Here is a 21,585-nt window from a genome sequence, read left to right as displayed (position 1 = left end):
GCGGGGTGGGCGCACGAGCCGCACGTGCGCCGTCGAGCGCCCCCCGGGCCCCGGGCATGTGCGCGTGGCACGACACGACTGCGGCCGGTGGCGGGAGCCACCGGCCGCAGCCCGGCCGCAGGACCGACGGGAACGATCTTCCGGCTCGGGCCGACCTTAGTGGGGCGCCGCCGGCCGGCGAAGCGGGACGTGACGGATCAGGCCACGTCGGCCGGCGGTCAGGCCGGATGGTCCGCCGTGGCTTCCGCCTGCTGCGCGGGCGCCTCCCGCTCGGTGCCCTCCGCGGCCGCCCCCTCCGCCTCGTCCGCCTTCTCCGCGGCCTCCTTCGGCCCTTCCTCCGCCTTCTCGGCGTCGGCCTTCTCGGCGTCCGCCTTTCCGGCGCCCGTCTCCGTGTCCGCCTCGGCGGTCTTCGCGGGCGCGTCGTCGCCGGGCTTGGTCGGGGCGGGGATGGCGGCCGTCGACGTCCGCTGCGGCAGCGGCCAGCGGCGCCGTACGAGGAAGGCCAGGGCGGCGACGACCAGGACGGAGCCGCCCGCGAGCGCGAGGGCGGTCCACGCCCCGCCGCCACCGGAGGAGGCGTGCGGGGCGGCCTGCGCCCGCGCCTGCTTGCCGGGGGAGGCGGAGGGTGAGGGCGAGGCCGACGCGATGGCGGACTTCGGGGGCACCAGGGTGCCGACGGGGGTCACCATGCCGTCCGCCTGGAAGCCCCAGTCGAGCAGCTTGGCGGCCTCCTTGTAGGCCATGTTGTGGCCCTCACCGGGGTGCATGACGGTCACCAGCAGCGTGCGGTCGCCGCGCTGCGCGACACCGGTGAAGGTGTTGCCCGCGTTGGTGGTGTAGCCGTTCTTCACGCCCGCGATGCCGTCGTAGGTCGCGAGGTCGTAGTCGCCGGAGAGCAGCCGGTTGGTGTTCTGTACCTCGAAGGTCCCGCGCTTCTTCGTGCTCTTCTTGCCCTTCTTCCCCTTGACGGTCTTCCACTCGCCGGGGAACTTGGCGCGCACGGTCGAGCAGTACTCGCGGAAGTCCGCGTTCTGCAGGCCGGCGCGGGCGAAGAGGGTCAGGTCGTACGCCGAGGAGACCTGGCCGGGCATGTCGTAGCCGTCGGGGGAGATCACGGTGGTGTCGTCCGCCTGCAGGTCCTCGGCCTTGCGCTGCATCTCCAGGACGGTCGCGTCCACGCCGCCGTTCATGGAGGACAGGACGTGGACGGCGTCGTTCCCGGAGCGCAGGAAGACACCGAGCCACAGGTCGTGGACGGTGTAGGTGAGGTTCTCCTTGATGCCCACGAGGCTGCTGCCCGCGCCGACGCCGTCGAGGTCGGAGGGTTGCACCTGGTAGGTCTGCGACTTGTCCAGCTTCGGCAGGACCGTGTCCGCGAACAGCATCTTGAGCGTGCTGGCGGGCGGCAGCCTCCAGTGCGCGTTGTGGGCGGCCAGCACCTGCCCGGTCTCGGCGTCGGAGACGATCCACGACCGTGAGGTGAGCTTCCCGGGCAGGGCGGGAGCGCCGGTCAGCGGGCTGACCTGGGTGCCGGGCTGTCCCAGCCGTTCCCCGCCGACCGCCGACATCCGTGCGGGCGGCGTCGGAGTGGCCGAGGGCGACGGGGTCTTCGCGTGCGCGACGGGCGCGGCGGTCAGGGCCGTACCACCGGCGAGTGCGAGGGCGGACAGCACCAGGGCGGAACGGCGCGCGGCGCGGGGGGAGGAGTTCGGCACGATGAGAAGTTACAGGCCGTCCGGGACCTGCGGCAGTCGTGGGGGGCCGATCGGGCCGTGACCGATCCCACGTCCCGGATGTGCAACCGGGCGGTGCCCACGGGCGTCTTGGGCGGCGGCCCGCGGTACGGGTGGCGGGACGACCCCGGCGGAGGGGGCCGCGCGGCGGCCCCCATACTGGTCGCATGAAGCTCAGCCGCCCCGTGTCCTGGTTCCTGACCGCCTTCGGGGTGTGGAGCTGGATCGTATGGACGACGTTCGTCAAGAACCTGTGGAAGGACGCCAGCGGGCTCGCCTTCGAGGGCGGTGACCACGGCTCGCCCACCGCGTACTTCTGGGTGCACCTGACGCTGGCGGTGACCTCCCTCGTGCTGGGCACCGCGATCGGCGTCCTCGGCGTCCGCGGTCTGAGAGCGCTGCGGGCTGCCCGGTGATCCTCGCGGTGGTCGCCGTCGTCGCGGCCGTCCTGGCCCTCCTCGGCGGGGTGCACTACTACCTGTGGCGCCGCCTGGTCCGCGACGTGTCCGCGCCCGGGGGCTGGTGGCGGCGGACGGGGACGGTGCTGGCGGTCGTCCTGCCGCTGCTGAGCCTGGGCGCGCTGGTCGGCGGGCGGGCGCTGCCGCTGGCGGCCGAGCGGTGGCTGGCCTGGCCGGGCTACCTGTGGCTGGCGGTGCTGCTGTACCTGACGCTGGCGGTACTGGCCGGTGAGGCCGTACGGCCGCTGCTGCGGGGCGCGCTCGAACGCAGGGACCGGTCCCGGGGCGTACGGGAGGCCGGGGCCGGGGCCGCCGAGCCGACTGGGCAGGACGCCGCGGATCCCGGGCCGCGGCCGGAGCCCGCGCCCGCCGGGCAGACGAGGCGGCTGTTCGTCGCCCGTACGGTCGGTGCCGCGGCGGCCGTGGCCGCGGGGGTGACGGTCGGCCAGGGCACGTACGGAGTGCTGCGCGGCCCGCGCCTGAAGTACGTCACCGTGCCGCTCGCCAAGCTCCCCGCGCGTGCCGACGGCTACCGGATCGCCGTGGTGAGCGACATCCACCTCGGCCCGGTCCTCGGCAAGGCGCACACCCAGCGGATCGTGGACACGATCAACGGGGCCCGCCCGGACCTCGTCACCATCGTCGGCGACCTGGTCGACGGCTCGGTGCCGGAACTGGGCGCCGCGGCCGAGCCGCTGGCCCGGCTCCGGGCGCGGGACGGGAGCTTTTTCGTCACCGGCAACCACGAGTACTTCTCCGGGGCCGCACCCTGGATCGACTTCGTGCGCGACCTGGGCGTCCACCCGCTGGAGAACGCCCGCACCGAACTCGCCGGCTTCGACCTGGCCGGGGTCAACGACATCAGCGGCGCGGACCACGACCACGCCCCCGACTACACCAAGGCGCTCGGCGACCGGGACACCTCGCGGGCGGTCGTGCTCCTCGCCCACCAGCCGGTGATGATCCACGAAGCGGTCCGGCACCACGTCGACCTGCAGTTGTCCGGGCACACCCACGGCGGGCAGCTGTGGCCCGGCAACTACATCGCGGAACTGGCCAATCCCACGGTGGCCGGCCTGGAAAGCTACGGCGACACCCAGCTGTACGTGACCCGTGGCGCGGGGGCCTGGGGCCCGCCGGTCCGCGTGGGCGCGCCCTCGGACATCACGATCGTGACCCTCGCCTCACCGCGCGCCTGAATGTGGCCGGAAAGTTCTCACCGAGTGAGAACAATCCGACACGGAGCGCATTCCCCGCGTCGAAACTGGTAAGGGATGGCGCAACGGAAGGGGGGCGTTCGCTCATGGGGAGAGTGACCTGATGAGGCGCAGTGCGTTCCGGCTGCCCCGGCACCCGACCTCGGTCGGGCTGGCCCGACACCGGGTGCGTGACCACCTGGAGGGCTGGGAGCAGGAGGGCGAGACCGTCGAGTCGGTCGTCCTGGTCGTGTCGGAGCTGGCGACCAACGCCGTACGGCACAGTCCGCTCCTGGAGCGGGAGTTCGAGGTGGCGGTGACCGTCCACAGCGACGGCTCGTGCGTCGTCGAGGTCTCCGACGGCGATGCGCAGTCCCGCCCCGTGCCGCGCGAGGCGGGGGACGGCGACGAGTCGGGGCGCGGTCTGCGGCTGGTGCAGGCGCTCTCGGACACCTGGGGCGTCCGGGAGCGCGGCCGGTACGGCAAGACGGTCTGGGCGGTGCTGGCCGAGCCCGCCGTGGGCTGACGGGGTGCGCCGTAGGACCGGTGGGAGCGGCGGGAGCGGCGGGCCGGCTCAGCGCCGGAAGAGGAACTCCGAGAGCAGCTCGCGGATCTCACGCACGATCGGCCGCAGCAGCCGGTAGCGGGAGAGCCTGAGGATCCGCGCGCCCAGCGGAGCGGTCCGCGCGACCAGCCGGCGGGTGCGCTCGGTGTCGGGGGAGTGGTCGAAGACCCAGTAGACGACGATGCCCATCTGGTACATCCACATCAGCTCGGGCAGCACCTCGGCCAGTTCGGCGTCGACCTTGATGTCGGAGCCGGAGAGCACCCGTTCGTGGATGGAGATGGCGGCGTCGCGGGCCGGGTGCGACTCGGGGGAGAAGGGGCTGAGCGGGCTCGCCGGGTCGGCGGCGTTCTTGAAGAACTGCGCGGCGAACTGGTGGTAGGGGCGGGCCACGTCGATCCAGGAGGTCATGACGGTGAGCAGCCGTGCCGCCAGGTCCCTCTCCCCGCCGCCGTCCAGGAGGCCCTGGACCGCGGCCGCGTGTTCGGCGGCGAGGCGGTCGTAGAAGCCCTGGACGAGGTGCTCCTTCCCCTCGAAGTAGTAGTAGGCGTTGCCGACCGAGACCCCGGCCTCCTTGGCGATGGCGCGCATCGTCGTCTTGTCGTAGCCCCGTTCCTCGAACAGCCGCATGGCCGTCTCGAGGATCAGGGCGCGCGTCTGCTCGCTCTTGGGGGGCCGGGGTGCCCCGGAGGTCGTGCCGGGGGGTGCTTCTTCCACGTCCGTGAGCCTAACCGGGCGGGGCGCAGCCGTCCGCGCAGGCGTCCGGGACGGCGCCCGGGGCACGGTGCGTCCAGCCGTCCTTGGGGTCGTAGGACCAGCCCTCGCCGCTGGGGTACACACGGCCGCCCCAGCCCGTCGCGGCGGCCCCGCCACCCCACTGCGCCTCCCGGTAGCGGGCGGCGGCGAGCACGGCGGCCCGGGCGACGGGCGCTCCGGCACGGGTGCTGAGGCGGTGCGCCATCGGCCGGTACTCGGCCAGGGCCCACAGGCAGACCAGCCAGGCGGCGTCGTCGCGGTAGACCTGTCCCGAGTCCCCGACGACGGTGATCTCGCGCAGGGTCGCGGTGTGGTCCAGCTCAGGGAAGCGGCGGCGGGCCTCGTCGGAGCCGAGCGGGACGAGGTCCAGCGGCACGATCTGCCGCTGGCGCTCCAGCCAGCGGCGGACGAAGGAGCAGAGCGAGCAGTCCGGGTCGTACAGGACGGTCAGCAGACGGACCGGCACCGGGGCCGCCGGAGCGGCCCCGGTCGCTGGGGTGCGGTCCATCGCCGTCACGCCCCGGGCCGCGCGGGGGCGGTCCAGCCCTGCGGGCGGACGGGCGGGATCTGCTCGCGGTCCATGACGCCCCGGCGGCGGATCTTGTTGAGGACGTACACGTTGCACAGGTGCAGCACCCCGAGGACGAGCAGGACGACACCGAGCTTGACCGACAGCGCCTCGAAGAGCTCGCGGGCGTTCCCGACCTGGTCGGCGTTCTTCAGGTACAGCGCCACGAAGCCGAGGTTCACGAGGTAGAAGCCGACCACCAGAAGGTGGTTGACGGCGTCGGCCAGCTTCTCGTTGCCGTGGAGCACGTCTTCGAGGAAGACCTTGCCGGCCCGGCTGAGGGTCCGGGCCACCCACACCGTCAGCGCGACGCTGACGAGCAGGTAGATGACGTATGCGACGACCGTGAGGTCCATGGGTCCCACCCTTTTCGAACGTGTTCAAAACCCGTTGCCGATGACTGTAGACCTGTTTTTGAACATGTTCAAGCAAGAAGTGCGGTGGCCCGCAGGGGCCGTGGGGCGGGTGCGCCCCGTCCCGGGGCCGTCAGCCCTTCGCGGTCAGCCCTTCGCCGTCCGGTCGGCGGCCGGAACGGGCGCGGCCGGCTCCGCGTGGACCTGGGACCCGATCGCCCGCACCGCGGGCACCGCCGCGGTCGCCAGGCAGGCGGCCGCCACCAGCGCCGCCGACACCGCCAGCGGGACCGCCGAGCCCCACAGGTTCGCGGCGAGCGGGGCCAGCGCGTAGCCCACGGGCATCGCGGCGAGCGACAGCAGCCAGTCGTACGAGGTCACCCGGGCCAGTGCCCGCGGCGGCACCTGCTGCTGGACGACCGTCTCCCAGACCGGGTTGAGGTAGCCGAGCGCGGTCAGCGCCAGCCCGTACGCCGCGACGAGCAGCGGGGCCGGGGCGGCGAGGGCCAGCAGGGTCAGCGGCAGCGCGTACGTCGCCAGGCCCAGGTTGGCGACGAGCACGGGACGGCGGGGACGGGCCCGCGCGGCCAGCAGGGAGCCGAGGACGAGGCCGACCGCCCCGGCCTCCAGGACCCAGAACCACACGCCCTCGCCGCCGAGCCGGTGGATCGCGACGGCCGGGCCGAGGGTGGTCAGGACCGCGGCTGCCCCGTTCCACACGGCGTGCGCGACCAGACTCGTCCAGTACCAGTCGCGGGAACGGACCTCGCTCCAGCCCTCCTTGAGGTCCGCGAGCATCGACGCGCGGGGCAGCGGGGTCCGCTCGACCCGCAGCACCGCAAGGAGCGCGGCGCTCACCGCGAAGGAGGCCGCGTCCAGCACGAAGGCCAGGCCGGGGCCGGCGGCCCAGATCAGCGCCGCGGCCAGGGCCGGGCCGCACAGCCGGGTCGCGCTGTTCGCCACGCCCATCAGGGCGTTGGCCCGCTGCCGCGCCGCCCCGTCGGTCACCGTGCCGGCGACCAGCGGCGACTGGGTCGGCATCGCGAACGCCGAGGCGGTGCCGCCCACCGCCTCGGCGAGCGCGATGGGGGCCAGCGACAGGTCGCCGCCGAGCAGTTCGAAGCCGACGAAGAGCTGGGCGGCGCAGCGTACGAGGTCGGTGAGGAGCGCCACGCGCCGGGCGTCGAAGCGGTCCGCGACCACCCCGCCGAGCGGCAGGAGCAGCAGCTTGGGCACCATCGCGCAGGCCAGGACGAGGGCGAGGGCCGAGACGTCGCCGGTCGCCCGGGTCACGGCGATGACCAGTGCGGCGGGCACGACCCCGTCGCCGAGCAGGGACAGGGTGCGTCCGGCGAACAGCAGCCGGAAGCCGCGGAGCCGGAGGGGATGCGTGGTCGTCATGGCACCGCAATGTATTTCGGCACCGAATCATTCGCCACCGAAATATACTGCGCCGTAGGATTCGGCCATGGACGCAGACGCCGACGCCGACGCCGTGGGAGCCCCGGTGGAACGGGACTGGACCGACGGGCACGTGGAGCGCTGGCTGCCCCTCCTGCCGGACCTCGACCCCGACATCGAGGGCGCCGTCACCCGCATGAAGCTCGTCACCAGCCACCTGCGCAAGGTCCGCGAGCAGTCGCTGGTCGACTTCGGCCTGCAGCGGCACGAGTTCGACACCCTGCACGCCCTCGCCGGGCGTGGCGGCCGCGCCGCCCCGTCCGAACTCGCCGCGGACCTCGACCTGGCCCCCGCGTCCGTCACCGGCCGCCTCGACGCGCTGGAGGCCCGCGGCCACGTCCGGCGCACCCACTCCACCGCCGACCGCCGGCGCGTCGACGTCGAGCTCACCGACGACGGCCGCGCCACCTGGCTCGGTGCCATGGACGTCCTCGGCCACGAGGAGTACCGGCTGCTGGGGACCCTCGACGCCGACGAACGCCGTTACCTCTCCGACCTGCTGCGACGCGTCATGGTGGTGGCGGAGGGCGGCTGAACACAGGATCCGGGAAGATCCGACATCCTGTGCGAAATTTGTGAGCGTTCCCCGCTGACAGGCCGCCGAACCGCCGAGTAGCTTTACCTTCTCTTCGGCACGCAACCGCTCCGTCACCGGCCGAAGGCCCGACCTGGGGGCAGCATGTTCGACGAGGACCGCTACCGGACCCTCCCCTACCCGCGGGGACCCTTCCCGGGCTTCCCCGTCTCCGGGGGCGTGGGACTCGCCACGCCGTCCGGCGACATGCGCCGCCCCGGGGCCGTCTGGCTCCTGGGGTCCCTCACCTTCGGCGTGTACTGGCTCGTCTGGTACTACCGGGCCAACAAGGAACTGCGGGAATTCGACCCCGGCATCAAGGTCCGCCCCGCCCTCGCCGTGCTCGCCGTCAGCCTGGGCGCGCTGCTGCTCGTGCCCGCCGTCGTCTCGCTCTACAACACCGGCTGCCGCATCGCCCGTGCCCAGCGCCGCGCGGGCCTCCACGACACGGTCTCCGGCCTCAAGGGACTGCTGCTGGCCCCCGCGTTCGGGCTGACCTCCTTCTACTACCAGGAGCAGCTCAACCAGGTCTGGGTCGCCCGCAACTGACGCTCAGCCCGTCGCGCGGTCTCCCGCTCCCAGGTCCGCGGCGCGGTCGGGGCGCGTGAACTGCTCCGTCACCTGGATGAACGCCGCCTTCAGGTGTTCGGGGATGCCCAGGGCGTCCGCCGCCTGCGCGGCGGTCATCCGAGGTCCCGCGGGGCCGGCGCCCGAAGCGTGGACGTCCGGCCGGGGAAGGTCGTCCTCGGTCAGCTTGCCCGACCGGACGAGCACGTCGCGCACGGGGATGCCGAGCGCACGGGCGAGCCCGCGCATCGTCTCCAGATCCGGCATGCTCTGCCGCTGCAGCAGCCGTGTGATGGCCGCGCGGTGCACCCCGGCGTCGTCCGCGAGCTTCGACCTGCCGCCCCCGCGCGGGCTGTCGATGTCGTACCCCCGGCCGCGCATGAGGCCTTCGATCCAGTCGGCGAACTCTTCGATGTGGTCGGCATCGCTCGGCACCTGTGGGGCTCCTCCCTCTTGCTTCTTCACGATAACCAGCGTGCGCGCACGAAATGTACCGTTGCGCGTTCGCATCGGTGAAGATCCCGTGTTCAGGGCGCCCCTGGTCCGCGGGATGTCGGGCATATTCCTCAGGCACGTGCCGTAGGCCTGCGCCGGGAACAAATTTGTTGCGTGCGCGTTCGCAACATGCGAAAGTATGTTCGAATTCGCAACGTCAACCGTCGGAGGGTCCGACCGTCGTGTCCTTACGTTCCCCGTACGAACCTCAGCCCCCGCAAGCCGCCGCCTGTGCCGGTCTGCCGCCCTCCGTGGTCTTCGCCCGGCACGCCCGGGAGGCGCTGCCGGCGCTGCTCGCCTGCGGCCGGTGCCCGATCCGCGCGGGGTGCGAGGAGGTCGTCGACCCCGAGCACAGCTGGTTCGACGGCGTCTGCGCGGGCCGCCTGTGGCGCAACGGCCGGGTGACCGCGGTGGCGCCGGCGCCCGGCCTGTCCGCGTGAGTCCGCGTGAGTCCCGGGACCGCCGTCCGCAACGAAAGGAATCGTCACGTGACCTGCAACCTCGCCACCGAGCACACCGCCCGGGCCGTCCGGTGGCTCGACATCCTCCGGCGCCAGTTCCCCGAGCTCGTCCGCGAACTCGTTCCCGGAAGTCCCGGCTCCGCGGGCCCGTCCAGGGACCCCCTCACGCCGCAGGCGCTGCGGACGCTCGCGGAACGCGACCGGGAGGACCGGACCGACCGCGAGTGGGTGCTCGGCGGGGGCGCCGCTCCGCTGCGGCTCCATGTGTCCGACGCCCTGCGGGACATCACCGACGGCGTCGTCGAACTGGAGGAGGCCGTCCGGGACAAGCTCGGCCTCGGCCGTGCCCGCCGTGCCCCCGTCCCCGAGCGGTTGGGCCGGATCGCGGGCCTGCTCGACCGGGTCGCCGAGCACCCCGTCCTGGCCGCGCACGTCCTCGACGAATGCCGTCGCATGGCCCGCCGCTGCGGGTCGGTGCTGGGGGAGACCGAGGTCCTGGTCCGGGTGGACGGACGCTGCCCCTGGTGCGACTCGGTCTCGTTGCGAGCCCTTCCCGCCCGGAGGACGGTGCTCTGCGTGAACCCCGGGTGCCGCTGCACGGACGAGGACTGCGGCTGCGCGGACGACCCCGCGCACCGTCACACCTGGGCCGAGACCGCATGGGGACAACTTCCCCTGGATCCGGCGGCGATCGCCGGCCTCGTGGACCGGGAGGCCGTGTGAGGAGCGCGCGGTACCCCGGCCCGACGCTGATCAACGGCGAGTCCGCCGCACGGGAGACGGGGGTCGTCCCGGCCACGGTCCGCAAGTGGGTGCAGCTCGGGCACCTGGCCGCGGCCGGCCGCAGCGGCCGGGCGAGCCTGTACCGGCTGGAGGACGTGTTCGCCGCCGAACGGGTGGCGCGTGGCCGAAAAGCGCCCACGCGGCGCGCCTGACGCCACGACATCTCCCTGCATCGCCCCGCGTACCCGAGGAGGTACGCGGGGCGGCGTCGTGTCCGGGGACCGGCCGGCGTCAGGTCATGCCCGCCCCCGGCAGACCCCGGGGCGGGCGGCGCGGGCGCCGCGGCCGGGGAGCCGGCGCGGGCCCCGGCGGGGCGGACGCCGTGTCGGGCGCCGGGCTCACGAGCCGCGGAAAGTCCCCCGGCCGGGGACGGGCGACGCCGTCCTCCCGCTCCGTCTCCGCCTCCTCCTCGTACTGGCTCATCGCGTCCTGCCAGCCGTGGGCGTAGGCGCGCAGAGTGATTTCCTCCAGGTGGGAGCGGGTGACGGCCACGAGGCCCTCGGGCAGGCACGCCTGGACGATCTCCTCGATGAGCCCTCGGGCCTCCGCCTCCGTCAGTGTCCGGGCGGCCGGCGGAGCGGCCGGCCGGGCCTGTTCCTGTGCGTGTTCCTGCGTGCGCTCCCGCGCCCGGTGCTCCGCCGGTTCGTGCATGTCCTCCGTGCCTGGCACGGCACTCCCTCCCCGTTGCCCCCTGGTGCCGAGCGGCGGTCGAGCGTCGCCGGACCCAGACGTCCTTCAAACACGTGTTCACCACTTTCGGGTGCCGCCAATCCTCGGGCGGCGCGGTTCGGTCCACGGATCCAGCCATTGCGGAGACGATTCAAGTTGCGCGCGCGAGCGCAATCAATCACCATGGATGCAGCGGCGGAGCTGTGCCCGGGACCGGGCGACGGACCGCCGCTTCGTGCTGGACGGCGGCCCACCGCTCGCACCGCGGAGCCGCCGCCACCGTTCGAAGGGAGCAGAAACCCTTGCCCAATCCACCCGTCTTCCCCGATGTGGAGAAGCTGGTCGTCGACTTCCTGAAGGCCCGCCCCGAACTGACCGGAGCGACCGTCGACAACGCCGCGCCCGCCGGCTTCGACGGCACCCAGCCGGTCGTGCTGGTCTCCCGTGCGGGAGGGGCCTGGATCGACGACGCGCACCTGGACCAGCCGCTGGTCGACCTGGAGGTCTACGGCCCGACCAAGACGGCCGCCCACACCCTGGCCCTGTCCGCCCGGTCCGCCGTGCAGGCGCTGCGGGCGACGACCTACGGGACGGCCGTCGTCACCGACGTCGTCGAGGCCGACGGCCCGCGCTGGCTGCCCGACTGGAACCGGGCCGCCGCGAACCGCTACTACTCCACGACGCGGCTGTACATCCGGCCCGCCTGAGCGCCCGGCGCTCACCTCTGATCAGGCCCTGCCGTCCGGCGGGGCCTTCGTCATATCCGCATCCCCGGCAAGGAGTTCAGCATGGCAGGCAACAACTCTTCCGAGATCCGCGTCGCCGGCACCGGCCGCATCCTCGTCGCCCCCGTCGGCACCGCCGCCCCGGCCGACACCGTCGTCGCCTGGGCAGCCGCCTGGAAGGACCTCGGCTACACCTCGCCCGACGGCATCAAGTTCAACAAGAAGGACAAGCTCGACCCGGTCGAGACCTGGCAGTCCGTCAGCCCGGCGCGGTTCATCTACTCCGACCGGGACCTGAGCGTGAAGTTCCAGCTGCTGCAGCTCAACGAGGACACCCTGCCCTTCTTCATGGGCGGCGACAGCGTGGCCGCCTCCGGCACGGAGTGGAAGTACGACCTGGCAGGCGCGCCGAAGTTCAACGAGAAGGCGATGGGCATCGAGTTCACCGACGGCGCCAACGTCACCTACCGCTTCGTGATCCCGCGCGGCCAGGTGACCGAGACCGAGGAGATCACGCTCAACCGCACCTCGTCGGTCAAGCTCGGCGTCACCTTCACCGCGCTCGCCGTGGACGACGTCAAGCCGCTGGCCACGATCCTCATGAAGGACGCCTCCTACGCGTAGGCGCCCCGTCCGACCGCCGGGGCCGGTGGCGTCACGCCACCGGCCCCGGGTCCGGCCCCCGTCCCGCACCTTCCGCTCCACCCACCCATCACAGAGGGGATCCACCATGGCCGGTTTCGACGTCAGCGCAGCCCGGGCCCAGCGCCTGGAGGCGCTCGGCCGCTCCTGGACCTTCACCGTCGACGGTGACACCTTCGAGCTCCCCACCGAGCTCGGCCGCTCCACGGCCCGCAAGCTGCGGGCCCTGGACGACAACGACGTGGACGGGCTGCTCGAACTGCTCCTGGGCGACTCGCAGTTCGAGCGCTTCGACCGCCACGAGGTCACGATGCAGGACATCGCGGCCATCCTGGAGGCCTACGGCAAGGAGACCGGGCTCGGCCTGGGGGAAGGCTGAGCCTCGGCGGGTTCGTCGACGAACACGCCGAGGCGCTCGAGGCGGACCTGCTCCGCCACTACGGCGTGGACCTGCTGGACTGGCACCGCGGCCGGCTGTCCTCCCGCCGGCTCGCGGTGCTGGTCCGGCACCTGCCACGCGACAGCGCGACCCTGCGCCGCATCCACGGGGAGGCCGCCGACTGGTCGGTGGGCGACCACCTGCTCGCCCACGTGGTCGACCACCTCGCCGAGGCCAACTGGATGTTCGCCACCGTGAACCGCGACGAGGACGCGGAGGCGCTCGAGTACCCCCCGCCCGTCCCACGCCCCGGCGCCGGGACCGGCCCCGGCGCGGACCAGGGCCCGTCGCCGGTTCCCGAGAACCCCACGCCCGCGCAGTTGATCCGTTTCTTCGCTTGAGGGGCCGATCCATCCGTGACCAGTTACACGGCGCTCAGCGCGCTTCCGTATCCGCAGTCCACCGACAACGCCGACCTGCCGGCCCACGTGAAGGCCCTCGCCGAGGCGGCCGACGGCCGTACCGTCCTCCGCTTCCCCGACGCGGCGACGCGGGACGCCAAGATCACCGCACCCGCCGCGGGCATGCTCGTTTGGCTGACCGCTCCCGGCTGCTTCACCTACTGCACCGGCACCGCCTGGGTCGGGCTCGGCGTCTGGAACGGCTACACCCCCACATGGACGGCCGCGACCACCAACCCCGCGATCGGCGACGGTACGATCGCCGGCCGCTACGCCCTCGTCGGCAGGACCTGCCACTTCCAGATGTACCTCGCCGTCGGCGCCACCACGGCGAACGGCAGCGGTGCCTACACCTTCGGCCTGCCCGTCGTCGCCGGCGCCACCGGCACCCTCGTCCAGTTCGTCGGCAACGCCTCCAACTCCACGGGCCGCGCACTCGTCAGCGGCCAGCTCACCGCCGCCTCGGGAGCCACCGGCTTCACCGTGTGGGCGCCGGGCTCGACGAGCGCGTCCACCCTCAACCAGGTCGGCAGCGGCGGCGTGTTCGGCACGGCGTTCTCGAGCGGGAGCTTCCTCCGCGTCAGCGGTACGTACGAGACGGCGTGAGGCCGGCGCGGTCCGGGGTGGCGCGTGGTTGCGCGGTCGGCCCTGTCTTCAGCGGGACCTGTCACTCACTCAGTTCACCGGCCGGGGACGGGCCTTACGCCAGCGGACGAACGGCTTCAGTACGCCGCGGAAGAAGAGATACTCGGGCGTCTCCTGGATCGAGTCCCATCCCTGGTAGAGGTCCAGGTTGGCGATGTGCGGTGCTTCGGCCCGCAGCGTGTCCAGGCGGTCGAGGACGGACGACCCCATGCCGGTGTCGCCGACGAACTGCCAGAAGACGTTCCCACCGGACGCCGCTTCGAGCTGGTCGGCCAAGCCGGGACCCTCCGAGTGGAATCCCCACACGAAGAACAGCACGAGGGCCGGGCCGTCGTCCGCGCCGAGACTGCGCGCGATCTCCCGGATCGCCGCGGCTGCGTCCTCGGGGCCGAAGAGTTCGTAGCGCTCCGCGTGCCGGGCCAGGGGATTGCCCGGCACGGCGTCCCGGGAGAGCAGCGGCTCGCGTGGGAGCACCGCCCAGTCGGCGATCCACCCCGCGGCTTGGGGCAGGCGGAGCTCCGGAAGGCGGTGCGGCCGTGAGGTGTACATCCAGACGTCCACGCCCGCCCCCGGAGCCAGGAATCCGCCCAGCGTGGCAGCTCTGCGGGCCATGTCGGCGATGACGCCGGTCTCGAACGGATAGCGGTGTGCGCCGGGGAGGGCGAGGACGACACGGGTCGAATGCCGCTTCGTTCCGCTGATCCGGGTGGCCATGGAGGCAGCGAAAATCCCTTTGCGGGGGTTCGCGCCCTTTCCCGGTGGACGCAGCTCTCCGGCAGCCATGTCGGGAGGCTATGACGCCGCCCGACGTCGATGCAACCAGGACTACAGGAGTTCGCATGGGCTTTGACGTGGACAAAGACCTCTACTTCGTACGCAAGGAAACGGAGGGAATCAAGAAGGCCCTGACCGGAATAAGCCTCACGACGACCGGAATCAGTCATTCGATGACCGGAATCAAGGGTGACGTCGAGGGACTGAAGGCCGCCGTCGCAGTGGTGGCGGCCACCGCGCAGCTGTTCAAGGTCGACTACAGCTTCGTCAAGATCGACGAAAAGGGACTCAGCGTCCGCGGTGTTCAGAGAATCACCTTCGGCAACGTGAAGGCGGCGGAGCAGGCGAAGGACGAGAAGAAGCAGAGGGAACTGGACAACCGTCTACGGCGGATGTTCCTCGCCCAATCGGAGCACCATGCGATTTCCAGCGCCCAGGCGGCGGCCGACCGGGCGAACAGAGATGTCCGTGACCTCAGGACCAGGCTGCGCGGCATCGGCCAGGGAGCGGACCTCGGTGTCCGGGGCGGCAAGCGCGAGGAGTTCAACAAGCTGCGGGGCTCCGTGCAGGGGCTCAGCCAGGCGCTCGCGGGGATCTGATCGCTCAGCACAAGGGAATTGAGGCAGACATGAATCTGAAGCAGGCCATTGCCGGAGTGGATGCCCGGCTCGCGGGACTGGGGGGTTCCCTCAGCCGTACCGGGACGGCGATGAACCGGGTCAAGGGGGGTGCGGACTCGGCCGGCGGCGCCGTGGGCAGGCTGCGTACCGGTCTCGGCACAGCCGACACGGCCCTCGGCAAGTCCCGTGGGAGCACCGACAAGTTCAAGACCTCCCTCGACAAGCTCAAGGGTTCCTCCGGCAAGGCCGAGGAGGCACTGCGCGACGTGAAGCGTCAGTCCGACGCCGTCGAGAAGTCCGTCGGGAAGGCCGGCAAGAACGCCGACCGCGGTGGGAAGTCCATGGGGGGCCTCGGGAAGGGGCTCAAGGGGGCCTCGCTCGCGCAGCGGGGGCTCAACCTCGCGATGGCGGCGAACCCGTTCGGGCTCGTCATGGCACTGCTCGCGCCGATCATTTCCCAGTTCATCAACATGGACAAGGTGTCCGCCGCCCTGGCCAAGGGCGTGAAGTGGGCCTGGAACGCCATCCTCGGTGCCATCAAGTCCCACGCGGGTCCCATCAAGTCCGTTCTGAAGGGCATCATCAACGCCTTCACCGCGCTGCCCCGCGCCTACATCAGCGGCATCAACTACATGATCTCCGCGCTGAACCGGGTCCACGTGTCGATCCCGGGCTGGGTGCCGGTGATCGGCGGCAAGTCCTTCTCGATCCACCTCCCGCAGATCCCCAACATCCCCACCCTCGCCCAGGGCGGTGTCGTCCCCGCCCGCGACGGCGGCACGCTGGCGCTGGTCGGTGAGGGCGGTGAGGCCGAGGCGGTCATCCCGCTCAGCAGGCTGGAGCAGATGCTCGGCAGGGGCGGCGGATCGCCGGCGCACATGGCGCGGCTGGCGGCGGCCGTGGAGAAGCTCGCGGAGCGCCCCGTCGTCGTCCAGGTGGACGCGCAGACCATCGCGCGGGCCGTGTCGCTGGGCAACCGGCAACTCGCGCGGCGCTGAGCCGCGCCCCTCTCCGCCCTTCGTACGGATTCGACGCCGGCGACCGTGTCGCCGGCCTTTTTCATGCCCTGACGGCAAGAGACGAGGTGACACATGGGCAGGAACCTGTGGATCGGACCGCCCGGTTCGCTGTACGAGATCGACCGCGCGGCACGGAGCTTCGACCGGAGCGCCGACCTCGGCGTGTCGGAGTTCACGTCGCTCGGCGGCCGGGTGACCGTCGTGCGCAACGCGCGCGCCAACCGCCGGACCAAGCTGAGCTGGGACACGCTGGAGCCCGCGCAGGCCAGGGTGCTGGACCGGCTGGCCCGCCGCACCGACGGCACCGGGCCGGTCGCGCTGCTCGACCCGGCGGCTGCCAACATGCTGGACGCCCTGCAGGCGGCCGGCCGGGGGGAGCCGGGGAGCCTGGGGCTCAGCCAGTGGTTCCTGGTGGTGGGCGGTGGCACGGGGACCGTTGCGGAATCGGCGTCCCCCGGGGTCTTCGCCTTCACCGCCTCGGACACCGCCGGAAAGGTCGCCTGGCGCCACCGCTACTGGGGCAACCACCCCGTCGCGCCCGGCACCCGGATCTCCTTCCGGGCCCCCACGGCGATCGCCGCCCTGCCGACGTGCGCGGTGAACCTCGACTTCAAGAACGCCGCCGGTGCCTACCTGTCGTCGGTGTCGGCGAACGGCGCCTACGTGGCGGGGACCGTACCGCCGGGCGCGGCCTTCGTGACGCCCTGCGTGAAGCCCGGGGCCGCCGGGACGTACGCCCTCGCCGGGGCCTGCCTGTCGTACGACGACGGCGCCGCGGACGGCGTCCCCGGCGACGGCTGCCCCGCGATGGCGGTCACCGGGTACAGCGACGTGCCGGCCCAGCCGCTGCCGTACCGCGGCGTGAGCATCGACCTGGTGGAGGTGGCCGGTGCAGCGGGCTGACGACGCGCTCGGCGCGGCCCTCGCGCAGGGCGAGCGGACCACGTCCCACTCCACCCGCTTCGGCGGCAAGGACCTCGGCGCCCAGGTGCAGTCGTGGAGCGTGGACCGGTCGTACGCGACCGACCTTCCGGAGGCGATGCGGGCGTTCGCCGGCAGCGCCTCGGCCCAGGCCGAGTTCGAGATCTCGGGTGCGGCCGTCTCGTCGGACGAACACCTGCAGGGCAGAGCCGACCAGTCCGGCCCGCAGCTGTACTCGCCGTGGGCGCCCAGGAGCACGGGAGACCTCGTCCGTCCCGGCCAGTCCGTGGTGCACGCCGCGGGGCTCGGCGGGAACGACCTGGCCGTCTTCCGCGGCACGGTCCGGGCCCGCAGCGCGGCCTCCGGCAGCGACACCGTCAAGGTCACCGCGCTGGACGGGGCCGAGCGGCTGCGCGGCCCCGCCGTCCTGCCGAAGCCGTACATCGGGTTCTTCCGGAAGCGCCCGGTGTCCTCGGCGACCTGGTGCGTGGACGAACTCCTCCGGCAGGCGGGACTCCACAGCTCCCCGCCCGCGCGCTACCCCGAGTTCGTCGAGGGGCAGCCGCTCACCCTCGTCCACGCGACGCTGCACGGCGGGTTCACCACGCCCTACGGCCAGCCGGAGGTGCTGCCCGATCCGCGGAACTACACGTGGACCAGGCAGGACGCGCCCCACGAGATGGCGCTCGTGCCCACCGGGCTGGAGCCGGGCACCACGGGCCTGACGACCTCCTGGTTCCCGCGCAGCCGGGTCACCGTGCCGGGCAGCCGGCTGTTCGCCGAGGCGTGGGTCAACAACGCCGTCGGCATCGGCGACACGGTGGAGATCCACCTCCAGCTCAACCGCACGGGATCGGCGACGGGCACCCTGCGCCTGGTCGTCGACTTCGTCGCCGGCACCGTCCGCCTCTACTCCGAGGGCTCGGACCAGGGCTACTGGTACTTCGAGTGGTCATGGCCGGCCATCAGGGCACAGCGGGGCGTCTGGCACATCGGCGCGTTCTTCGACACGGCGGGCACCGGGACCGCGGTGTACCCCACCGTGCAGCCGAGGCTGACCGCACCCGACGGAACGCAGCTGCTGGGGACGGCGGCCACGTACGTCCAGCCGTCCGGCCTCCAGAAGTCCGCCGAGCTGGACCAGGTGCGGCTGGTCACCACCGTGGCCGTGGAATCGCTGCAGGTGACCTCCGGGCTGGCCGCGATGCCGGCCGCGGCCGTCTTCGGCCAGTCCGGCACCTGGACCAAGGGCGCGGTCCTCGACGACGCGGTCTTCCCGCTGGTCTCCGTCCCCCGCGTCTCGGGCTCGCAGTGGGACGTGCTGACGCAGATCGCCAAGGCGACCATGGCGACCGCCGAGTTCGACGAGCTCGGCGTATTCCGCTGGCGCAACCACACCCGGTTCGCCCAGCCCCCCACGGCGGCCGACCTCACGCTGACCACCGTGCGGGACATCGCCGCGCTGACCGTCACGGAGGAGATCGACGCCTGCCGGAACTACTGCGTCCAGCCCGCCAAGGACTGGTCCAAGACCGGCGCGGCGACCGGGACCGTCTACGACGACGGCACCATCCGGGAGATCCCCGCGAACCGATCGGTCACGGTCAGCTACGTGATGGCCGAGGAGGAGTTCGACATCGGACCACCGCTGACCGACGACGACTCCGTCACCACCTCCGGGTCCTCGGTGCGCTTCGCGACGTCGCCCGCGGCCGGGGCGACGGCGGTCAAGGGCGCGGTCGACGTCCTGACCCGCCGCGAGGACGGCTACCTCGTGGTGCGCTTCAGCAACCGCAGCGCGCAGACGCTCTACACCGTCACGAAGACCGGCGAGCCGTCCGTCCACCTCGAGACCCTCAAGCCGGCCGACGACCCGGCCGAGCGCTTCGCCACATCCTGGGTGGCGGGCAGTGCCGGCGAACGGTTCTACGGACGCCAGGAGTACTCCGCCGAGGCCACGGACTGGGTGCAGGACCTGCGGGGCGCGCAGTCGCTCGCCGACGCCATGCGCAAGGCCGGCGAGTACCCCGTCCCCGTCATCGGCGACGTCGAGGTGCTCCCCGACCCGCGGATCCAGCTCGGCGACGTCGTGCGGCTGGTCGACACCAGCGGCGCCCGACTGGACACCCTGGCCTGGGTCACCGGGATCAAGACCTCGGCGACGGCGGCCGGCGGGGTGCGGCAGAGCCTGACCCTGCGCGGGACCGTGCCCAACGGGGTCCCCGCGGACTCCGGGCTGACCCCCGACGCCCCGGCGGCCCTGGTGACGGAGGTGTGGCAGACGTACGCCCAGGTGGCGGCCGCGTATCCGACCCTCGCCGAGGTGAAGGCCGGCGGCCGGACCTGGCGGGACATCAAGGAGGGCACCCATGCCTGAGAACACCCCCGGGTCGCCCGGGCCCGTCACCCTGACGGACGTCCAGTTCCTGCAGCTGGCCGACGCGGTGACGACGGAACTCGCCGGATACCTCGGCGTCGGCGCGGCCGCGGACCACGGGCCCGACCTTCCGGTCGCCGTCACGGTCAGCGACGGCCTGCCGCCGGACGGGGAACCGGACCCGCCGTCCCCGCACGGCCCCGGCGAGGAGGAGGAAGCCACCCCGTCCCCGTACACCGCCGAAGGCGGCGGCGTACCCGAGCCCGCAGCGGAGGCCACCGCGTGAGCACGCAGTACACCCCGATCAGCAATCTCCCCTACCCCCAGGCCACCGACGCCGCCGACCTGCCCGCGAACCTCAGGGCGCTCGCGGAGGGCGTGGACGGCCGCACCGTGATGCGCTTCGCGGACGCGGCGTCGCGCGACGCCAAGGTCACGGCACCCGTGGCCGGCATGGTCGCCTGGCTGACGACCCCCGGACGGCTGGTGCAGTACACCGGGACCGTCTGGGCACCCGTGGGGGCCGTCCCGGTGTTCCGGGTGAACGTGGACGGTGGCACCACGAACTCGACGACGTACGCGGAGACCCTGACCGACGCGGTCGGCGACCCCATGGCGGCCGCCTTCACGGCGCCCGCCTCCGGCCAGGTCATCGTGACGGTGGGCGCCTACATGTGGAGTTCGGGGGCGTACAGCTCCTACATGTCCGCCACGGTCCGCAGAGCCTCGGACAACGCGGTGATCCTCGCCACCAGCGACGACCGGGCGGCGCTGGTCACCAACACCGGCCGGGGTTCGTCGTCCAGCCAGTTCCTCGTGACGGGCCTCACGGCGGGCACCGGCTACACCGCCACACCCGCCTACCGCTCCGGCAACGCGTCCAGCACGGCCAACTTCGACACCCGCTTCATCCGGATCGACCCGCTGCTGTAGGACCGTCCGCCCCCGGGCCCAGAACCCCGGGCCGCCGTGCACACGGCGGCCCGGGGCTTCCCCGTTCCCGTTCCCAGTCCCAACGTCCCACCGTCCCACCGATCAGAGGAGGAACCATGGCCACACCCGTCTCCGCGACGGCATTCCTGGCCGCTCTCGATGCCGAAGGCGTCACCGTCGCCGGACACGGCGACTGGCGCACCCACAACCGCAACGACGTCGCCGCCTGGGGCCAGGTGCACGGTGTGATGCTGCATCACACCGCCGGCCGGGACAGCGTGGGCCTGTGCCGGACCGGCCGCGCCGACCTGCCGGGACCGCTGTGCATCGGGGTCATCGCCAAGGACGGCACCGTGCACCTGGTCGGGTACGGGCGCACCAACCACGCCGGCAGCGGTTCGAGCGCCGTGTACGACGCCGTCCGCGCCGGCCGCTCGCTGCCCGCGAAGCCCGGTGCCGACGCCGTCGACGGCAACGCCCACTTCTACGGGTTCGAGATCGAGAACGTGGGCGATGGCCACGACCCCTACCCCGCCGCCCAGTTGGCGGCCGTGGAGAGGACCGCCGTCGCCCTGTGCCGGGTGCACGGCTGGAGCGCCGGCCACGTCATCGGGCACAAGGAATGGACGCGACGGAAGATCGATCCGAGCTTCCCGATGCCGGCCATGCGGGAGCGCGTCGCCAAGCGGCTCGGAACCCCGCCCGCGCGGACGTACGAGCCCTTCCCGGGCGCCGCCTTCTTCCGGCCCGGCCGTCGCAGCGACGTCGTCACGGCGATGGGCCGGCGCCTCGTCGCCGTCGGCTGCGGCCGCTACCGGCAAGGGCCCGGGCCGGAGTGGACCGAAGCCGACCGCCGCTCCTACGCCGCCTGGCAGCGCAAGCTCGGCTACGGCGGCGCGGACGCCGACGGCATCCCCGGCCGCACCAGTTGGGACGGACTGCACGTCCCGAAGAGGAAGGAGACCACATGACCGACGCCGACCGGCGTACCATCCGCACCCTTGTCCAGACCGGCGTCGCCCTCGCCGCCGCCGCGCCGCTGCTGGTCGACGCGACCTGGCCGGGCGCCTGCACCGTGCTCGCCGTCGCGGCCGCCGTCACCCGCGTGATGTCCCTCGACGCCGTCGAGCGGCTGCTGCCCTCCTGGCTGAGGCGGTGAGGCAGATGACCACGCATCAGGAAGGCACCCTCGGGGTCGCCCTCGAACTCGAGCGACTGCGCCGCTCCGTCGACGTCGGCTTCGCCACCACGCGGGGTGATCTCGCCCTGCTCCTGCAGCGCGCCGACCAGACCGACAAGGTGCTGGGCGAGCATGAGGACCGCATCGAGGCGCTGGAGCGTTCCCGCTGGCCGCTGCCCGCCGTGGCAGCGCTCACCGGGTTGCTGGCGCTGGTCGTCGCCGCCTACGGGACCTTCGCCGGGTGAGCCGCGTACCCCGGCCGCGGGACGG

Annotated in this window: 30 protein-coding genes; 22 read left to right on the top strand and 8 right to left on the bottom strand. The window is 72.7% G+C overall.

The features are described from left to right. Window positions 1-218 precede the first annotated feature (218 nt). Complete coding sequence (locus tag OG937_18950) at window positions 219-1,715, bottom strand: D-alanyl-D-alanine carboxypeptidase (protein ID WUD73613.1); 1,497 nt, start codon at window positions 1,713-1,715, stop codon at window positions 219-221. Between the two features lie 185 nt (window positions 1,716-1,900). Here OG937_18950 and OG937_18945 point away from each other — a divergent pair, with 185 nt between their 5' ends. From OG937_18945 to OG937_18935, 3 genes are all read left to right on the top strand, one after another. Beyond that, window positions 1,901-2,149: a hypothetical protein gene (locus tag OG937_18945; GenBank protein WUD73612.1), complete on the top strand. Its 249-nt coding sequence runs from the start codon at window positions 1,901-1,903 to the stop codon at window positions 2,147-2,149. Further along, entirely contained in the window at window positions 2,146-3,390 is a 1,245-nt protein-coding gene (locus OG937_18940) for a metallophosphoesterase (GenBank protein ID WUD73611.1), read from the top strand. Before OG937_18945 ends, OG937_18940 begins: the two co-directional genes overlap by 4 nt. Before the next feature lie 118 nt (window positions 3,391-3,508). Beyond that, a complete protein-coding gene (locus OG937_18935) occupies window positions 3,509-3,913 on the top strand; it encodes an ATP-binding protein (GenBank protein ID WUD78810.1) in 405 nt (134 codons plus the stop codon). A gap of 48 nt (window positions 3,914-3,961) precedes the next feature. On the opposite strand, the gene OG937_18930 is transcribed toward OG937_18935, so the two are convergent. The 4 genes from OG937_18930 to OG937_18915 form a co-directional block, all read right to left on the bottom strand. Continuing rightward, window positions 3,962-4,669, bottom strand: a complete 708-nt coding sequence (locus OG937_18930) for a TetR family transcriptional regulator (GenBank protein WUD73610.1) — start codon at window positions 4,667-4,669, stop codon at window positions 3,962-3,964. A gap of 10 nt (window positions 4,670-4,679) precedes the next feature. Continuing rightward, a complete protein-coding gene (locus tag OG937_18925) occupies window positions 4,680-5,216 on the bottom strand; it encodes a DUF393 domain-containing protein (protein WUD73609.1) in 537 nt (178 codons plus the stop codon). 5 nt (window positions 5,217-5,221) lie between these two features. Next, window positions 5,222-5,632, bottom strand: a complete 411-nt coding sequence (locus OG937_18920; GenBank protein ID WUD73608.1) for a hypothetical protein — start codon at window positions 5,630-5,632, stop codon at window positions 5,222-5,224. 144 nt (window positions 5,633-5,776) lie between these two features. Then, window positions 5,777-7,030, bottom strand: coding sequence for an MFS transporter (locus tag OG937_18915; protein ID WUD73607.1), 1,254 nt, complete (start codon window positions 7,028-7,030; stop codon window positions 5,777-5,779). Between the two features lie 67 nt (window positions 7,031-7,097). Here OG937_18915 and OG937_18910 point away from each other — a divergent pair, with 67 nt between their 5' ends. Beyond that, entirely contained in the window at window positions 7,098-7,625 is a 528-nt protein-coding gene (locus OG937_18910) for a MarR family transcriptional regulator (GenBank protein ID WUD73606.1), read from the top strand. 144 nt (window positions 7,626-7,769) lie between these two features. Next, entirely contained in the window at window positions 7,770-8,213 is a 444-nt protein-coding gene (locus tag OG937_18905) for a DUF4234 domain-containing protein (protein WUD73605.1), read from the top strand. 3 nt (window positions 8,214-8,216) lie between these two features. Here OG937_18905 and OG937_18900 read toward each other — a convergent pair whose 3' ends face one another. Then, window positions 8,217-8,666 (bottom strand): helix-turn-helix transcriptional regulator, encoded by a 450-nt coding sequence (locus tag OG937_18900; GenBank protein ID WUD73604.1) that lies wholly within the window; start codon window positions 8,664-8,666, stop codon window positions 8,217-8,219. A 242-nt stretch (window positions 8,667-8,908) separates the two neighbouring features. On the opposite strand from OG937_18900, the gene OG937_18895 reads away from it, so the two are divergent. From OG937_18895 to OG937_18885, 3 genes are read left to right on the top strand one after another with little or no spacing between them, the layout of a single operon-like run. After that, a complete protein-coding gene (locus tag OG937_18895) occupies window positions 8,909-9,166 on the top strand; it encodes a hypothetical protein (GenBank protein ID WUD73603.1) in 258 nt (85 codons plus the stop codon). A 48-nt stretch (window positions 9,167-9,214) separates the two neighbouring features. Then, window positions 9,215-9,910, top strand: coding sequence for a hypothetical protein (locus tag OG937_18890; protein ID WUD73602.1), 696 nt, complete (start codon window positions 9,215-9,217; stop codon window positions 9,908-9,910). Then, window positions 9,907-10,122: a hypothetical protein gene (locus OG937_18885; protein WUD73601.1), complete on the top strand. Its 216-nt coding sequence runs from the start codon at window positions 9,907-9,909 to the stop codon at window positions 10,120-10,122. Before OG937_18890 ends, OG937_18885 begins: the two co-directional genes overlap by 4 nt. Before the next feature lie 79 nt (window positions 10,123-10,201). On the opposite strand, the gene OG937_18880 is transcribed toward OG937_18885, so the two are convergent. Then, window positions 10,202-10,639 (bottom strand): hypothetical protein, encoded by a 438-nt coding sequence (locus OG937_18880; GenBank protein ID WUD73600.1) that lies wholly within the window; start codon window positions 10,637-10,639, stop codon window positions 10,202-10,204. A gap of 302 nt (window positions 10,640-10,941) precedes the next feature. Here OG937_18880 and OG937_18875 point away from each other — a divergent pair, with 302 nt between their 5' ends. From OG937_18875 to OG937_18855, 5 genes are all read left to right on the top strand, one after another. Continuing rightward, window positions 10,942-11,346, top strand: coding sequence for a hypothetical protein (locus OG937_18875; protein WUD73599.1), 405 nt, complete (start codon window positions 10,942-10,944; stop codon window positions 11,344-11,346). Between the two features lie 81 nt (window positions 11,347-11,427). Next, complete coding sequence (locus OG937_18870; protein ID WUD73598.1) at window positions 11,428-11,988, top strand: phage tail protein; 561 nt, start codon at window positions 11,428-11,430, stop codon at window positions 11,986-11,988. A gap of 106 nt (window positions 11,989-12,094) precedes the next feature. Next, window positions 12,095-12,385: a hypothetical protein gene (locus OG937_18865; GenBank protein ID WUD73597.1), complete on the top strand. Its 291-nt coding sequence runs from the start codon at window positions 12,095-12,097 to the stop codon at window positions 12,383-12,385. 65 nt (window positions 12,386-12,450) lie between these two features. After that, window positions 12,451-12,786: a hypothetical protein gene (locus OG937_18860; GenBank protein WUD73596.1), complete on the top strand. Its 336-nt coding sequence runs from the start codon at window positions 12,451-12,453 to the stop codon at window positions 12,784-12,786. A 15-nt stretch (window positions 12,787-12,801) separates the two neighbouring features. After that, the gene (locus OG937_18855) at window positions 12,802-13,452 is read left to right on the top strand and encodes a hypothetical protein (protein ID WUD73595.1); all 651 of its coding nucleotides are present in this window, start codon (window positions 12,802-12,804) and stop codon (window positions 13,450-13,452) included. Between the two features lie 69 nt (window positions 13,453-13,521). Here OG937_18855 and OG937_18850 read toward each other — a convergent pair whose 3' ends face one another. Further along, window positions 13,522-14,205: a VWA domain-containing protein gene (locus OG937_18850; GenBank protein ID WUD73594.1), complete on the bottom strand. Its 684-nt coding sequence runs from the start codon at window positions 14,203-14,205 to the stop codon at window positions 13,522-13,524. A gap of 125 nt (window positions 14,206-14,330) precedes the next feature. On the opposite strand from OG937_18850, the gene OG937_18845 reads away from it, so the two are divergent. From OG937_18845 to OG937_18805, 9 genes are all read left to right on the top strand, one after another. Next, window positions 14,331-14,864, top strand: a complete 534-nt coding sequence (locus OG937_18845) for a hypothetical protein (GenBank protein ID WUD73593.1) — start codon at window positions 14,331-14,333, stop codon at window positions 14,862-14,864. A 29-nt stretch (window positions 14,865-14,893) separates the two neighbouring features. Next, entirely contained in the window at window positions 14,894-15,883 is a 990-nt protein-coding gene (locus OG937_18840) for a hypothetical protein (protein WUD73592.1), read from the top strand. A gap of 93 nt (window positions 15,884-15,976) precedes the next feature. Further along, window positions 15,977-16,807 (top strand): hypothetical protein, encoded by an 831-nt coding sequence (locus OG937_18835; protein WUD73591.1) that lies wholly within the window; start codon window positions 15,977-15,979, stop codon window positions 16,805-16,807. Further along, window positions 16,794-19,202 (top strand): hypothetical protein, encoded by a 2,409-nt coding sequence (locus OG937_18830; protein ID WUD73590.1) that lies wholly within the window; start codon window positions 16,794-16,796, stop codon window positions 19,200-19,202. The genes OG937_18835 and OG937_18830 overlap by 14 nt, the downstream gene beginning before the upstream one ends. Beyond that, complete coding sequence (locus OG937_18825) at window positions 19,195-19,488, top strand: hypothetical protein (GenBank protein WUD73589.1); 294 nt, start codon at window positions 19,195-19,197, stop codon at window positions 19,486-19,488. The genes OG937_18830 and OG937_18825 overlap by 8 nt, the downstream gene beginning before the upstream one ends. Continuing rightward, complete coding sequence (locus tag OG937_18820) at window positions 19,485-20,135, top strand: hypothetical protein (protein ID WUD73588.1); 651 nt, start codon at window positions 19,485-19,487, stop codon at window positions 20,133-20,135. The genes OG937_18825 and OG937_18820 overlap by 4 nt, the downstream gene beginning before the upstream one ends. A gap of 116 nt (window positions 20,136-20,251) precedes the next feature. Then, complete coding sequence (locus OG937_18815) at window positions 20,252-21,106, top strand: peptidoglycan-binding protein (GenBank protein ID WUD73587.1); 855 nt, start codon at window positions 20,252-20,254, stop codon at window positions 21,104-21,106. Next, window positions 21,103-21,294 (top strand): hypothetical protein, encoded by a 192-nt coding sequence (locus OG937_18810; protein ID WUD73586.1) that lies wholly within the window; start codon window positions 21,103-21,105, stop codon window positions 21,292-21,294. Before OG937_18815 ends, OG937_18810 begins: the two co-directional genes overlap by 4 nt. 5 nt (window positions 21,295-21,299) lie before the next feature. Beyond that, window positions 21,300-21,560, top strand: a complete 261-nt coding sequence (locus tag OG937_18805) for a hypothetical protein (GenBank protein ID WUD73585.1) — start codon at window positions 21,300-21,302, stop codon at window positions 21,558-21,560. Window positions 21,561-21,585 lie beyond the last annotated feature (25 nt).

Source organism: Streptomyces sp. NBC_00510, assembly GCA_036013505.1.
In the GTDB taxonomy this organism is placed as follows: Bacteria; Actinomycetota; Actinomycetes; order Streptomycetales; family Streptomycetaceae; genus Actinacidiphila.
This window is presented reverse-complemented; position numbering and strand designations above follow the sequence as displayed.